General features: G+C 41.7%; 14 protein-coding genes. 13 read left to right on the forward strand and 1 reads right to left on the reverse strand.

The window, feature by feature from the left end; all coding sequences use genetic code 11:
- The first annotated feature begins 211 nt into the window (after positions 1–211).
- The 5 genes from dnaJ to deoC all read left to right on the forward strand — a co-directional run bounded on the left by dnaJ (position 212) and on the right by deoC (position 5,479).
- Positions 212–1,339 (forward strand): molecular chaperone DnaJ, encoded by a 1,128-nt coding sequence (gene dnaJ, locus BLR93_RS16280; protein WP_093216900.1) that lies wholly within the window; start codon positions 212–214, stop codon positions 1,337–1,339.
- Between the two features lie 228 nt (positions 1,340–1,567).
- Positions 1,568–2,524, forward strand: coding sequence for a 50S ribosomal protein L11 methyltransferase (prmA, locus tag BLR93_RS16285; RefSeq protein ID WP_175559399.1), 957 nt, complete (start codon positions 1,568–1,570; stop codon positions 2,522–2,524).
- Positions 2,525–3,280: a 16S rRNA (uracil(1498)-N(3))-methyltransferase gene (locus BLR93_RS16290; protein ID WP_093216905.1), complete on the forward strand. Its 756-nt coding sequence runs from the start codon at positions 2,525–2,527 to the stop codon at positions 3,278–3,280.
- Positions 3,281–3,282: 2 nt separating this feature from the next.
- Positions 3,283–4,638, forward strand: coding sequence for a tRNA (N(6)-L-threonylcarbamoyladenosine(37)-C(2))-methylthiotransferase MtaB (mtaB, locus tag BLR93_RS16295; protein ID WP_093216907.1), 1,356 nt, complete (start codon positions 3,283–3,285; stop codon positions 4,636–4,638).
- Positions 4,639–4,807: 169 nt separating this feature from the next.
- Positions 4,808–5,479 (forward strand): deoxyribose-phosphate aldolase, encoded by a 672-nt coding sequence (gene deoC / locus BLR93_RS16300; protein ID WP_093216910.1) that lies wholly within the window; start codon positions 4,808–4,810, stop codon positions 5,477–5,479.
- 50 nt (positions 5,480–5,529) lie between these two features.
- Here the strand turns inward: deoC and BLR93_RS16305 are convergent, their stop codons facing one another.
- On the reverse strand, positions 5,530–6,459 hold the full coding sequence (locus tag BLR93_RS16305; RefSeq protein ID WP_175559400.1) for a Na/Pi symporter: 930 nt from the start codon (positions 6,457–6,459) through the stop codon (positions 5,530–5,532).
- A gap of 248 nt (positions 6,460–6,707) precedes the next feature.
- Between BLR93_RS16305 and rpsU the strand changes: the two genes are divergently transcribed.
- The 8 genes from rpsU (at position 6,708) to BLR93_RS16345 (ending at position 13,123) form a co-directional block, all read left to right on the forward strand.
- Positions 6,708–6,881, forward strand: a complete 174-nt coding sequence (rpsU, locus tag BLR93_RS16310) for a 30S ribosomal protein S21 (protein WP_067837072.1) — start codon at positions 6,708–6,710, stop codon at positions 6,879–6,881.
- 20 nt (positions 6,882–6,901) lie between these two features.
- Positions 6,902–7,348 (forward strand): GatB/YqeY domain-containing protein, encoded by a 447-nt coding sequence (locus BLR93_RS16315; RefSeq protein WP_093216915.1) that lies wholly within the window; start codon positions 6,902–6,904, stop codon positions 7,346–7,348.
- Between the two features lie 237 nt (positions 7,349–7,585).
- A complete protein-coding gene (locus BLR93_RS16320; RefSeq protein WP_093217172.1) occupies positions 7,586–8,914 on the forward strand; it encodes an NfeD family protein in 1,329 nt (442 codons plus the stop codon).
- Positions 8,911–9,897 (forward strand): flotillin-like protein FloA, encoded by a 987-nt coding sequence (gene floA, locus BLR93_RS16325; RefSeq protein ID WP_093216918.1) that lies wholly within the window; start codon positions 8,911–8,913, stop codon positions 9,895–9,897. The genes BLR93_RS16320 and floA overlap by 4 nt, the downstream gene beginning before the upstream one ends.
- Positions 9,898–9,931: 34 nt before the next feature.
- Positions 9,932–10,432, forward strand: coding sequence for a hypothetical protein (locus BLR93_RS16330; RefSeq protein WP_093216922.1), 501 nt, complete (start codon positions 9,932–9,934; stop codon positions 10,430–10,432).
- A 178-nt stretch (positions 10,433–10,610) separates the two neighbouring features.
- On the forward strand, positions 10,611–10,892 hold the full coding sequence (yqfC, locus tag BLR93_RS16335) for a sporulation protein YqfC (protein ID WP_245690182.1): 282 nt from the start codon (positions 10,611–10,613) through the stop codon (positions 10,890–10,892).
- Between the two features lie 36 nt (positions 10,893–10,928).
- Positions 10,929–12,164 carry a sporulation protein YqfD gene (yqfD, locus tag BLR93_RS16340; protein ID WP_093216924.1) on the forward strand — a complete coding sequence of 412 codons (1,236 nt, stop codon included), beginning with the start codon at positions 10,929–10,931 and terminating at the stop codon, positions 12,162–12,164.
- Positions 12,165–12,166: 2 nt separating this feature from the next.
- On the forward strand, positions 12,167–13,123 hold the full coding sequence (locus BLR93_RS16345) for a PhoH family protein (RefSeq protein WP_093216927.1): 957 nt from the start codon (positions 12,167–12,169) through the stop codon (positions 13,121–13,123).
- The last annotated feature ends 72 nt before the right edge of the window (positions 13,124–13,195 follow it).

Consider the following 13,195-nt stretch of genomic DNA (forward strand, 5'->3'; position numbering starts at 1 on the left):
GGATTCTCTTGGCTTTGGCTTTTTACACGTTTAATCTTTGCAGGAGAGACCAGATCAGCAAACATCTATTAAACTGCTGTTTTATTGCCCCGTACCCCTGCTGTTTAGCTATCTATTCATACGGCCAGCAAGTGAGAAACATTTGCTCAACAAATAGGATCAATGTTATCATAAATTTTATGCTATAGAGAGTCGGGAGAGTGATCGTCAAGTGAGTAAAAGAGACTATTATGAAGTTCTTGGTGTCTCGAAGGATGCTTCTAAGGACGAATTAAAAAAAGCGTATCGAAAATTAGCGCGCAAATATCATCCAGATGTAAATAATGAACCAGATGCTTCAGAAAAGTTTAAAGAAGCGAAAGAAGCCTATGAAGTGTTGGGCGACGAACAAAAACGTGCCCAATACGACCAGTTTGGCCATGCGGGACCACAAAGTCAAGGATTTGGCGGCGGCTTTGGAGGTGCTGAAGACTTTGGCGGCTTCGGCGACATTTTTGACATGTTTTTCGGCGGTGGCGGAAGGCGCCGAGATCCAAATGCTCCACGCCAGGGCGCTGATCTTCAATATACAATGACTTTGGAGTTTGAAGAAGCAATCTTTGGAAAAGAAACAGATATTCAAATTCCAAGGGAAGAAACGTGTGAAACATGTGACGGATCAGGAGCTAAACCAGGAACCGATCCAAAGACATGTTCTCACTGCGAAGGTACCGGCCAATTAAATATGGAACAAAACACGCCTTTCGGCCGTGTGGTTAACAAACGTGTATGCCACTATTGCCAAGGTACTGGAAAAATCATTCCGGATAAATGCAATACTTGCGGCGGAGCTGGAAAAGTGAAAAAGCGGAAAAAAATCCATATCACTATTCCTGCCGGGATTGATGAAGGCCAGCAAATCAGAGTATCCGGTCAAGGAGAGCCTGGAGCCAATGGCGGACCTCCGGGTGATTTATATGTAGTCGCCCAAATTAAACCTCATGAGTTTTATGACCGTGAAGGTGACCATATATTCTGTGAAATGCCAATCACTTTTACCCAAGCTGCTTTGGGAGATGAAATCGAGATTCCAACGGTCCACGGCAAAGTTAAATTGAAAGTTCCAGCAGGTACTCAAACAGGAAAAACCTTCCGATTGAAAGGAAAAGGTGCTCCGAATGTCAGAGGTTATGGACATGGGGATCAACATGTGAAGATTAGGGTTGTGACTCCAACCAACCTGACAGACCGACAGCAGGAAATTTTGCGGGAATTTAATGATATTAGCGGTAACCAACCAACAGATGAGCAGCATGGCACCTTTTTTCAAAGGGTGAAGAGGGCTTTCAAGGGTGAATAGTTGAAAGGCTGATTGCTGAAGTTAGTAGAAACAAAGGCCGGCTGGGCAATACCCCGGTCGGTCTCTATTTTTTTGAAAGAATCAAAGGGCTTACAGAAAAAGTGAAATTGCAGCTTTGGCCACTAAATTGAGCAACCAGCGGCATTATATTACATATTGCTTTACATTTAAAAACGGTATGAAGCCTGGACGTTCAGGTTATCCTTGTTAAGAAGTGAGTTGATTAAAGTGAAATGGTCGGAAGTATGTATCCATACTACTAATGAGGCTATTGAACCAATTTCCAATATTCTTCATGAAGCAGGAGCTAGCGGGGTCGTTATTGAAGACCCGAAAGACTTGGTAAGAGAGCGCGATTCTTTTTATGGAGAGGTCTATGAACTCAACCCAGGTGATTATCCTGAAGAAGGCGTTTATGTGAAAGCTTATTTAGCGATGAACAGTTTTTTAGGTGAAACAGTGGAAGAAATCAAACAAGCGATCAACAACCTGCTTGTTTATGACATTGACCTGGGAAAAAACAAGCTAACATTAAGTGAAGTGCATGAGGAAGAATGGGCCACTGCCTGGAAAAAATACTATAAACCTGTCAAAATATCAGAAAAAATTACGATTATTCCTACTTGGGAAGAATACAGCCCTGTCTCCACTGATGAAATTATTATTGAATTAGACCCTGGCATGGCCTTCGGGACAGGAACCCATCCAACAACTGTCTTAAGTGTGCAGGCTTTAGAAAGATGTGTATCCAGGGGAGACCGGGTGATTGATGTAGGCTCCGGATCAGGGGTGTTAAGCATTGCTTCTATTCTATTAGGAGCAAAGCAAGTAAACGCATTTGATTTAGATGATATTGCCGTCCAAAGTACAGTCGATAATGCAAAATTAAACAATGTCGAGAATCAAATTATCTCTAAGCAAAACAACCTGCTTGACCATGTCAGTATCGAGACGGACGTGATTGTGTCCAACATCCTGGCGGAGATAATCGTCCGTTTTGTGAAAGAAGCATATCAATGTTTACGGCCTGGCGGTTGGTTTATTACTTCGGGGATTATTCAAGCAAAGAAACAAGAAGTTAAAGAGAAACTTATCTCTGAAGGTTTTGAAATTGAAGAAGTCGATCAAATGGAAGATTGGATATCATTTATTGCCAAAAAACCGGAAACAAAGCAGGTGCTGTAGGTGCAAAGATATTTTATTCCGCCAAATGGTTGGCAAGAAAAACAGGTTATGATAACCGGAGATGACCGTCATCACATCGCCCGGGTAATGAGAATGAATGCCGGGGACTCAATTATTTGCAGCTCGCCCGAGGGAATGAGTGCAGAATGTGAAATTGTGGAGATAACAGAGCATCAAGTTACTGCGCATGTCCAACGCTGGCTGGAAGAGTCAAACGATCTTCCTGTCAGTGTAACAATTGCTCAGGGACTCCCGAAAGGTGATAAAATGGAACTGGTCTTACAGAAGGGAACCGAACTTGGCGCTTCTGCTTTTATTCCTTTTCAAGCAGCACGGTCTATTGTTAAATGGGATGGAAAAAAAGCCGAGAAAAAGCAGTCCAGATATCGTAAAATTGTCAAGGAAGCTAGTGAGCAGTCACACCGGTCAAGTATACCCGAGGTCCATCCGTTAATGTCAGTAAAGCAGTTGCTAGCTGCCAGTGAAGCTTATGACGTAAAAATATTTGCCTACGAAGATGAGGCTAGAAGCAGCAATTACCAAAGTTTAAGCGGCATCTTATCCAATGCAGAAGCCGGACAGAAAATCATTGCTTGTATTGGACCAGAAGGTGGTTATACAATAGAGGAAGTCAATGCCTTCAAACAGCACGGCTTTCAGACCGTAAGACTAGGGCCAAGAATACTGAGGACCGAGACAGCACCATTATATTTGTTGGCAGGCATATCGTACCATTTTGAAGAATTGGGGTGTTGAAATTGCCTACAGTGGCTTTTCATACATTAGGTTGTAAAGTAAATCATTATGAAACAGAAGGAATCTGGAGAAAGTTTAAGGAACAAGGATATGATCGTGTCGATTTTGACCATCAGTCCGATGTATATGTTATTAATACTTGTACTGTGACCAATACCGGTGATAAAAAAAGCCGACAAGTAATCAGAAGGGCTGTTCGCAAAAACCCTGAAGCGGTAGTCTGTGTGACTGGATGTTATGCCCAAACCTCTCCTGGCGAAATCATGGAAATTCCAGGAGTGGATGTAGTTGTTGGTACCCAGCATCGTGAAAAAATGATTGAATATATCGAGGAACATAAACGGGACCGCCAGCCAATAAATGGTGTTTCTAATATTATGAAAAACCGGGTATTCGAGGAGATGGACGTGCCGGTTTTCACCGACAGGACTAGAGCTTCTTTAAAAATTCAAGAAGGCTGCAATAACTTTTGTACGTTTTGTATCATTCCATGGTCCCGGGGGTTGTTAAGGTCAAGAGAACCCGAGAATGTTTTGAAGCAGGCACAACAGTTAGTGGATGCCGGATATAAGGAAATCGTCTTGACGGGTATTCATACAGCTGGTTATGGCGAGGATATGAAAGATTATAACTTTGCCCAATTACTCAGGGAACTTGAAACGAAAGTTGACGGGTTAAAGAGGATACGTATTTCTTCCATTGAAGCAAGTCAAATCACGGATGAGGTTATCGAAGTGCTGGACCAGTCTGAAAAAATCGTCCGCCATCTTCATATTCCACTTCAATCTGGTTCAGATACTGTTTTAGAACGGATGAGAAGGAAGTATTCTACTGATTTTTATAGAGGGAAAATCGAAAAAATCAAGCAGGCCCTTCCAGGCTTGGCCATCACTTCCGATGTGATTGTAGGTTTCCCGGGAGAAACAGAAGCGGAATTCCAAGAAACCTATGACTTTATTAGAGAAATCGGCTATTCTGAGCTTCATGTGTTTCCTTTCTCCAGGCGTACTGGGACACCGGCAGCACGGATGACTGATCAAATAGCAGATGAAATCAAAAATGAACGTGTCCATAAGTTGATTGAGCTGTCCGAACAGCAGGCGAAAGCTTACGCTTCCCAATATGAAGGAGAAGTACTGGAAGTAATTCCGGAAGAGCGATTTGATGAACAGGCTGGAGACAACATCTTTGTAGGATACACAGATAACTACTTAAAGGTAAAGTTCGAAGCAGCTGATGATATGATTGGTAAAATCGTAAGAGTGAAAATAGTAAAGGCTGGCTATCCTTACAGTGAAGGGCAATTTGTCCGTGTTATGGACGAGCCGAATATGAACCAAAAAGCTAATATTTCATAAGAAAAACCCGGTTCGCCCCGGGTTTTTCTTGTTTTGCTTGAAGACTTATTTCCCCAGAAAAAGAACGCGTTACCACTCAAATACACTTTTTCTGTAGATTGTTTGGTAATCTATAGCCGTAAATGCTATGATTAGCAAAGAGGTACGTACAACGAAAGGGATGATATTTATGGAAAAAAAACTAGCGAAAATGATTGATCATACGCAACTTAAGCCAGACACCACCAAACAGAAAATAGACCAAATCATCCAGGAAGCAAAAGACAGTGGATTTGCTTCGGTTTGTGTCAATCCATATTGGGTGTCCCATTGTTACGAACAGTTAAAAGCTACTGATGTTAAAGTCTGTACGGTAATCGGATTTCCGCTAGGAGCAACCACTACCGAAACAAAGGTGTTTGAAACAGAGCAAGCAATAAAGAATGGAGCAACAGAAGTAGATATGGTAATCAATGTCGGAGCCCTGAAGTCTGGTGACACGGAAACAGTAGAGCAGGATATTAAGGCTGTAACCAGAGCAGCTGATAATAAAGCTTTGACGAAGGTGATCATTGAGACTGCTTTACTAACGGAAGACGAAAAAATCGAAGCATGCCGATTGGCAAAACAGGCTGGTGCTGATTTCGTTAAAACTTCTACTGGTTTTTCAGGAGGCGGTGCAACGGTTGAAGATATCGCATTGATGAGAAAAACAGTAGGAAATGAAATGGGAGTGAAGGCATCTGGCGGTGTTCGCGACCGGGAGGCTACAGAAGCAATGATAGAAGCTGGAGCTACTCGGATTGGAGCAAGCTCAGGAGTACAAATCATTGCAGGTGAACAAGGCGACAGCGATTACTAATAATAGGAAAAGAGCCCTTCCCTTCGGACAGGCGCTCTTTTTTTGGGTTTTTATGGTTTATTACCGTGTAACCTAAGGATAAACCGCTCAAATACGCCAATAAATGGCAGGAAGAGAAGTACAGAGGCTACATTGAATAACACGGAAATGTGGGCGAGCTGTTTAATTGGATAAACGGAAAGATACTCGGCTAGCGTGCTTAATCCCGTTAAAAAAGGGAGAAACAGAAGAACGCTTAAAATATTGAACCATACATGCGCCATAGCCGTTAAGCTTGCTTGTTTTTTTGTGCCTAAGGCTGCAAGCACAGCGGTAAGACAAGTTCCTATATTGGCGCCAAGGATAATGGCAATTGAGGCGGCCATGCTGATCAATCCCTCATTTAAAAAACTCATGGTTATCCCTGTGGTTGCACTGGATGACTGAATAGCTCCACTAAAAAACATACCTACAAGAACACCTATCTCTGGGTTTAAATCGGTATATTTTATCCCATCTGATAAGATCGGCAGTTCAATAATTAGAGGAGCAAGGGATTCAAAACCGTTTAAAGCAATAAATATGGACCCTATTCCAAACAAAATGGTACCCAGACCAAACAAAACCCGCATATTAGAAAGCAAAAAAAGTGAACCAAGGACAACAAATCCCCACTCAGGGATATACTGGCTGAAGGTCAGCAGCTCACCGGTAATTGTTGTTCCGATATTGGCACCGAGAATAATTCCCAATGATTGCTTGAAGGTCAATAAACCTACACTGACAAAGCTTATTGTTAAGATCATAATTAATGAACTGCTTTGTAATACAGCCGTTGCCAGAAGACCTGTCATAATACCTATATAGTGGTTCTGGGTCATCTCTGCCAGGAGCGTTTCGACTTTTGTGAAAGTTAGCTGGTATAAGCCTGTCCGCAAAACCTGGAAACCTAGAAAAAACAACATTAGAAATACAGCAGATAATGATAAAAAATCAGCCAAACAACTCACCTCCATATATTATATGGACACGCCTGGCAAACATGATTAAAAAAGATAACCGTGGACATCAAATACAGGGGCATCTGTAATGAATTGCAAATTCACAGAGGTTATTTACAAATATTAAGGAATCTATGGGAAAATAAGTTGACCAGAAAAAGCCAATATATTATAATTGGCGGGAGGCATATGTAAGGGTACATATGTCGCACAAACTGGTTGTATGCTTCGGAGGGAGGGAAATTTGCATGTCAAACACAACTCGCGTTCGTAAAAACGAGTCTCTTGAAGATGCTCTTCGTCGCTTTAAACGCAGTGTATCTAAAAGTGGTACATTGTCTGAATACCGTAAGCGTGAATTTTATGAAAAACCTAGCGTGCGTCGCAAGAAGAAGTCTGAGGCTGCTAGAAAGCGTAAGTAATAAAGAGGGTGCAAAGAGATATGTCATTAGCTGAACGTCTGAACCAAGACATGAAACAGGCAATGAGAAATAAGGATAAACAAACCTTAAGTGTCATTCGCATGGTTAAGGCTTCGTTACAGAATGAGGCTATTAAACTTGGGAAAGACGGATTATCTGAAGAAGAAGAATTGACTGTTTTATCAAGAGAATTAAAACAGAGAAAAGATTCCCTCCAAGAATTTAAAGAAGCTGGACGCGATGATCTTGCAGAAAAACTTGATGATGAAATAAAAGTTTTACAAGCATATATGCCGAAACAGCTTTCACAAGAAGAGCTTGAGCAAATTGTTCAAGCAACTATTTCAGAAGTTGGCGCAACTTCCAAAAAGGACATGGGCACCGTAATGAGTGCGATCATGCCTAAAGTTAAAGGGCAAGCCGACGGTTCCCAAGTGAACCAGCTTGTCTCCAAACATTTGTCTTAATGAACATGTAATTAAACAAGTGAGCGCATAAAAAAACAACCCCCTGCCAATAAAGCAGGGGGTTGTTTTTTACATACATATTTTTCTGTGAATTTTTTATAATAGAAAGGTATACTAAATGTTAGCTATGAATTGTGTTAAACTGAAACATACCAGGCCAGCAATTCGTATATAAACTTGAAGAGTTAGAAAGGGGGATAGTTGGTGAACAAAAAAATAATCAGTGCTTTCGTTTTAATGGCCGGCGCTTCCGTATGCCTGCTTACGCATCTATTTCACATTCCTGCTGTTCAGGCTGCAGAAGGGGAAGGAAAGCTTGTCTATATCATACCTGTAGAAAAGGAAGTAGAACGAGGGCTTGAAGCATTTCTGCAGAGGACTACACAAGAAGCCGCGGAAGAAAATGCAGATCACATTGTCTTTGAGATTGATACACCAGGCGGGCGAGTAGATGCAGCGGGGCAAATAGCTGAGATGCTTCAAAATGTAGAGATACCAACTACTGCATTTATTACAAACGAAGCGCTATCTGCAGGTTCATACATAGCATTGAACACTGATAATATTTATATGAAACCTCAAGCAACCATGGGAGCTAGCGGTGTTATAAATTCAGATGGGACAGCCGCTGATAAAAAAGCACAGTCGGCTTGGATAGCTTCTATGAAAAGTGCAGCAACATCTAAAGACAGAGATCCCCTTTACGCGGAAGCAATGGCCAACCCAGCCATTGACTTACCGGAATATGGGGCGCCTGAAGGCGAGTTTCTGACGCTCGGGCCAACAATGGCTGTCGAGGTTGGCTATGCGGAAGCGGTTGTCAACCATCGTACAGAGCTTTTGGCTAAGTTAGGATTGCAGGGTGCAGAGCTCGTGGAAACCGAGACCACACTGGCGGAGGAAATAGCCAGGTTTTTAACCAATCCTGTAGTCGTGCCTATTTTGCTATCACTAGCAAGTATCGGTTTGATCGTGGAATTATATTCACCAGGGTTTGGCATTCCCGGTTCTATCGGTTTATTATCTCTTGTGCTGTTTTTCTATGGACATATTGTCGCAGGACTTGCAGGATATGAAGCTATTATTTTACTAGTGCTGGGTATAATAATGATAATCGTCGAACTTTTCGTTCCTGGAGGAATTATCGGTCTTCTCGGCATAGGAGCTGTGGTTGGTGCCTTGTTTATGTCCTCTGCTGATATGGGCCACATGGCAATGAGTATTGGGATTGCCTTAATAGTCTCGATTATTGTTTCTGTAATTTTATTTAAAACAATCGGGTTGGAAAAGGGCTTTTTCAAAAACATTATTTTAAAGGACGCCACTACAACCGAACAAGGGTATGTTTCATCGATAAACAGGCTGGACCTCATCGGCCTTGAAGGCAAATCGCTGACAATGCTGCGCCCTTCCGGGACGGCTGTATTCAATGATGAACGACTGGATGTGGTTACAGAAGGTGCGTTTGTTGAGAAGGACAGCCCAGTTAAAATAGTTAAGACAGAAGGCTCGCGAATAGTGGTAAGACAAATAAAAAATCACTTAACACAGGAGGATGAAAAATGACAATAGCAGATTTATTACCAATTATTATTATCGGACTAATTATAATAGTAGTTGCTATACTATTTACTTTTATTCCAGTTATGCTATGGATTAGTGCACTGGCTGCCGGGGTTCGTGTCAGTATTTTCACTTTAGTTGGAATGCGTTTGAGAAGAGTTGTGCCATCAAGGGTTATCAACCCATTAATCAAAGCACATAAGGCAGGACTGGACGTTAATACCAACCAGTTGGAAAGCCATTATTTGGCTGGAGGTAATGTAGACAGAGTAGTTAATGCTTTAATCGCGGCTCAAAGGGCCAATATTGAACTTACTTTTGAGCGCTCGGCTGCAATTGACTTAGCAGGCCGTGACGTGCTTGAAGCAGTTCAAATGAGTGTTAATCCAAAAGTAATTGAAACTCCTTTTATTGCGGGTATAGCGATGGATGGAATTGAAGTGAAAGCAAAAGCAAGAATTACTGTTCGCGCTAACATTGACCGCCTTGTCGGTGGCGCGGGAGAAGATACAGTGATCGCCCGAGTCGGAGAAGGCATTGTCAGTACGATCGGTAGCTCTGACAGCCATACCAAAGTATTAGAAAACCCTGATTCGATTTCTCATAACGTACTTTCCAAAGGCCTTGATGCGGGAACGGCGTTTGAAATTTTATCCATTGATATTGCTGATATAGATATCGGCAAAAATATTGGTGCTAATCTATCCACAGACCAAGCTGAAGCAGATAAAAATATTGCTCAGGCAAAAGCAGAAGAACGTCGTGCGATGGCTGTGGCTCAAGAGCAGGAAATGGTTGCAAGAGTGCAGGAAATGCGTGCGAAGGTTGTTGAAGCTGAAGCAGATGTACCGCTTGCTCTTGCAGAAGCGTTGCGTTCCGGTAATATGGGCGTCATGGATTATATGAATTATAAAAACATAAATGCCGATACGGATATGCGTGACACAATCGGAAAACTGTCTCAAGAAGAAGATGATGAAAAATAATTAATTCCCACGCTCCGGTTAAGGAGGATTGTTGATGGAAGATTTATTAGGCATTATAATTCCACTTATTGCTGTGGTTGGGTGGTTGTTTGGGATGTTTAAAAACGAGGATTCAGAGGAGAACAATGGCCAACCAGTTCCTAAGCCTCCTCAGACTACTCCTGGGCCAGCCCAGACCGAAACCAGGAAGAGCAATCCTGAGCAACATGCGATGGAAGCAGGAGAGGAATCCCGAGCACAAACTTATTACGAAAAAAAGAGAGAAAAAATGTCCGAGTTAAAAACTGGCCAGACGAACATTAATCGCTCCGAGATTAATCAAGGAGCGTCTATAAATGATAATAGTCGGACAGAACGAACCTCTTCAGTTAAAGAGGATCGGAACAAAGCCAGCAGGTCAAATGGTTCCTCTTCTGAATTATCGATACGGAGAAACCTATCCAGAAATGGGATAGCTGGAAGTGTTGTAATGGCAGAAGTACTTGGCCAACCTCGGGCTTTACGTCCTTATAAGAGAAGTCAGCAAACTAAATAATCCAGAAAAAAACCCTTTCGCCATTAGGCGAAAGGGTTTTTTGTTCTTTCTGAATCTTTTAGTCATTGATTGAGAATATCCGCGTCCAGTACTGCTGACTGAACTTCTTCGGTAAGCATATTACTGTTCTTATCTGATCTTTTCTTTCATACATATGATGTGAGAGGGGGCATCCTGGGTGAAAAAATGGAAACAGCGCATCGAGAACATGTTTACAAAACATCTTGAACTTCCTTCCGATGTTATCCTCGAACTGCCTAGAATCACTACCATTGGCCAATTACATGCCTATATAGAAAACCATAAGGGACTCATTCTGTTTTCGGATACTGAGCTTCGTTTGCGTATGAAGGATGGCCACCTACGGATAGCGGGGGAAAATTTCGTGTTGAAAATGATGCTGCCTGAGGAGATTCTTCTGGAAGGAAAAATTAAAGAACTGAGATTTATAGATGATTAACATGACAAGATGCTATCTAATGGTAAGGAGGCAGTTATGAAACATACTCAAGATGTTTTTTTTACTGGATCAGTTACTGTAAAAGCTTCGGGCCATCATCCCGAACTATTTTTCGACCTTTGTGCAAGAGAAGGAATAACTGTCTGGAATGTGAAAAAAATAAATGATACAGAGTGTCTCGGCAATATCCGCTTAAGTGATATACCTTCACTTAAAGTGCTCCGCAGGAAAACCGTATATAAGCTTTCGTTTCCATCCAGGAGAGGGCTGCCGTTTTTGATCAAAAAGATTTTTCGCCAAAAACCTTTTGTGGCAGGTTTATTGTTGAGTTTTTTATTTGTTGTGTTTTTATCCAATATCGTTTGGGATGTAGAGATAAAAGGCGTTCACCCGGAAATTGAAAAGAAAATTTCGCAAAAACTTGACGCATATGGCATACAGCCTGGAGCCCTGAAGTTTACCTTAGGCACTCCGGCTGCCATCCAGAAGCGTCTGCTTGACGACCTTCCGGAATTATTATGGGTTGGTGTGACCGAAAAAGGGACAACCTATCAGTTAGAAGCCGTCGAGAAATCGATTGTCGAAGAACAGAAAGCGACAGGACCCAGTAACATTGTTGCCGCCAAAAAAGGTGTGATAGTCGATATGTTTGTTGCTAAAGGGCTTCCGTTAGTAAAAGTTAATGACGTCGTCGAAGCTGGACAAGTATTGGTTTCTGGAAGACTTAATGATAAAAAAGAGCAGGAAGACAAAAATGCAGATAAGGACGATGCGGCGGATAGCAAGAATGGGCAATTAGTTAGTGCAGAAGGTGATATTTTCGCCGAAACCTGGTACAGAGTGAAAACAACGATTCCGCTTGAAACGAGTTATCAAGTATTGACAGGTGAAAGCAATGCGAAATACCGGCTAAAGCTTGGCAATCTCCAAATACCTGTGTGGGGATTTAAGGATGCCGATTACGAACAAACATATAAAGAAACGAATATAAAACCTATCTACTTTTTTAAATGGACATTACCGCTATCTGTTGTGGAAGAACAAGTTCATGAACAGGAATCGTATCAACAAAAGAGGACGGAAGATGAAGCAAGGTCAGCGGCTGTTGATCAAGCATCCAAACAGTTGCAGACAGAATTAGGAAGAGATGCTGATATCTCCTTTCAAAAAGTTTTGCACGAACGAATAGAGAATGGTAAAGTTAAATTAATCCTTTACTTCAAAGCGAAGGAAAATATATCAAAAATCCAACCAATATCTCAAGGAGATTGATTATGCCTGAAGATTTAAAGACGATCGATTTACAACTAGAAAATCCAAATGAAGCTCTAACATTATTTGGAACAGAAGATAGACATTTAAAACAAATTGAAGAACAGCTGAACATCTCCATCATCACTAGAGGTGAGCAGGTAAGTGTCTCTGGCAGCTCGGAAGATGTCAAGCTTATTGAAGAAATTTTGTTGGCTTTGCTAGGTATCGTTCGTAAAGGATTGACTATCTCAGAACGTGATGTTGTTTATGCCGTTGATTTGGCTAAAAAAGGAAAAATAGATCAGTTCGAAACATTATTTGAAGATGAAATCACAAAAAATGCAAAAGGAAAATCAATCCGTGTAAAAACATTGGGACAGCGGAACTATGTCAATGCAATTAAATCAAATGATTTGGTATTCGGAATAGGCCCCGCTGGCACAGGAAAAACATATTTAGCAGTAGTTATGGCAGTAACCGCACTAAAAAAAGGGTTGGTAAAGAAAATCATTCTGACAAGGCCTGCAGTGGAAGCTGGAGAGAGTCTGGGTTTTTTGCCAGGTGACTTGAAGGAGAAGGTAGATCCTTATTTGAGGCCTCTTTACGATGCTCTGCACGATGTATTAGGAAATGAGCATACATTACGCCTGATCGAAAGAGGAACGATTGAGATAGCACCTTTAGCTTACATGAGGGGACGCACGCTTGATGATGCATTTGTTATCCTTGATGAAGCACAAAATACCACCCCTGCCCAAATGAAAATGTTTTTGACCAGGCTTGGCTTTGGCTCGAAAATGGTTATTACAGGCGACATTACACAAGTCGACCTGCCAAAAGGGGTTACTTCAGGACTTAAGGTTGTTGAACAAAGGCTTTCCTCTATAAAAGGAATATCTTTCATCTATCTTAAGCAGTCTGATGTAGTCCGCCACCCGCTTGTTCAGAAGATCATTGACGCTTATGAAGAAGATTGATTTCGGCAATCTAGATTTAAGACCCAAATTAACGGGTCTTATTTCTATATAAACTTCTCTTTAGAAAAAGAG

This window comes from Sediminibacillus albus (assembly GCF_900101125.1).
GTDB lineage: Bacteria > Bacillota > Bacilli > Bacillales > Amphibacillaceae > Sediminibacillus > Sediminibacillus albus.

Excerpts from the sequence above, each read along its gene's own strand:
- BLR93_RS16315 (WP_093216915.1), top strand. The coding sequence starts at position 6,902 with ATGTCATTAGCTGAACGTCTGAACCAAGACATGAAACAGGCAATGAGA.
- BLR93_RS16345 (WP_093216927.1), top strand. The coding sequence starts at position 12,167 with ATGCCTGAAGATTTAAAGACGATCGATTTACAACTAGAAAATCCAAAT.
- floA (WP_093216918.1), top strand. The coding sequence starts at position 8,911 with ATGACAATAGCAGATTTATTACCAATTATTATTATCGGACTAATTATA.
- BLR93_RS16330 (WP_093216922.1), top strand. The coding sequence starts at position 9,932 with ATGGAAGATTTATTAGGCATTATAATTCCACTTATTGCTGTGGTTGGG.
- yqfD (WP_093216924.1), top strand. The coding sequence starts at position 10,929 with ATGAAACATACTCAAGATGTTTTTTTTACTGGATCAGTTACTGTAAAA.
- deoC (WP_093216910.1), top strand. The coding sequence starts at position 4,808 with ATGGAAAAAAAACTAGCGAAAATGATTGATCATACGCAACTTAAGCCA.
- BLR93_RS16320 (WP_093217172.1), top strand. The coding sequence starts at position 7,586 with ATGGCCGGCGCTTCCGTATGCCTGCTTACGCATCTATTTCACATTCCT.
- rpsU (WP_067837072.1), top strand. The coding sequence starts at position 6,708 with ATGTCAAACACAACTCGCGTTCGTAAAAACGAGTCTCTTGAAGATGCT.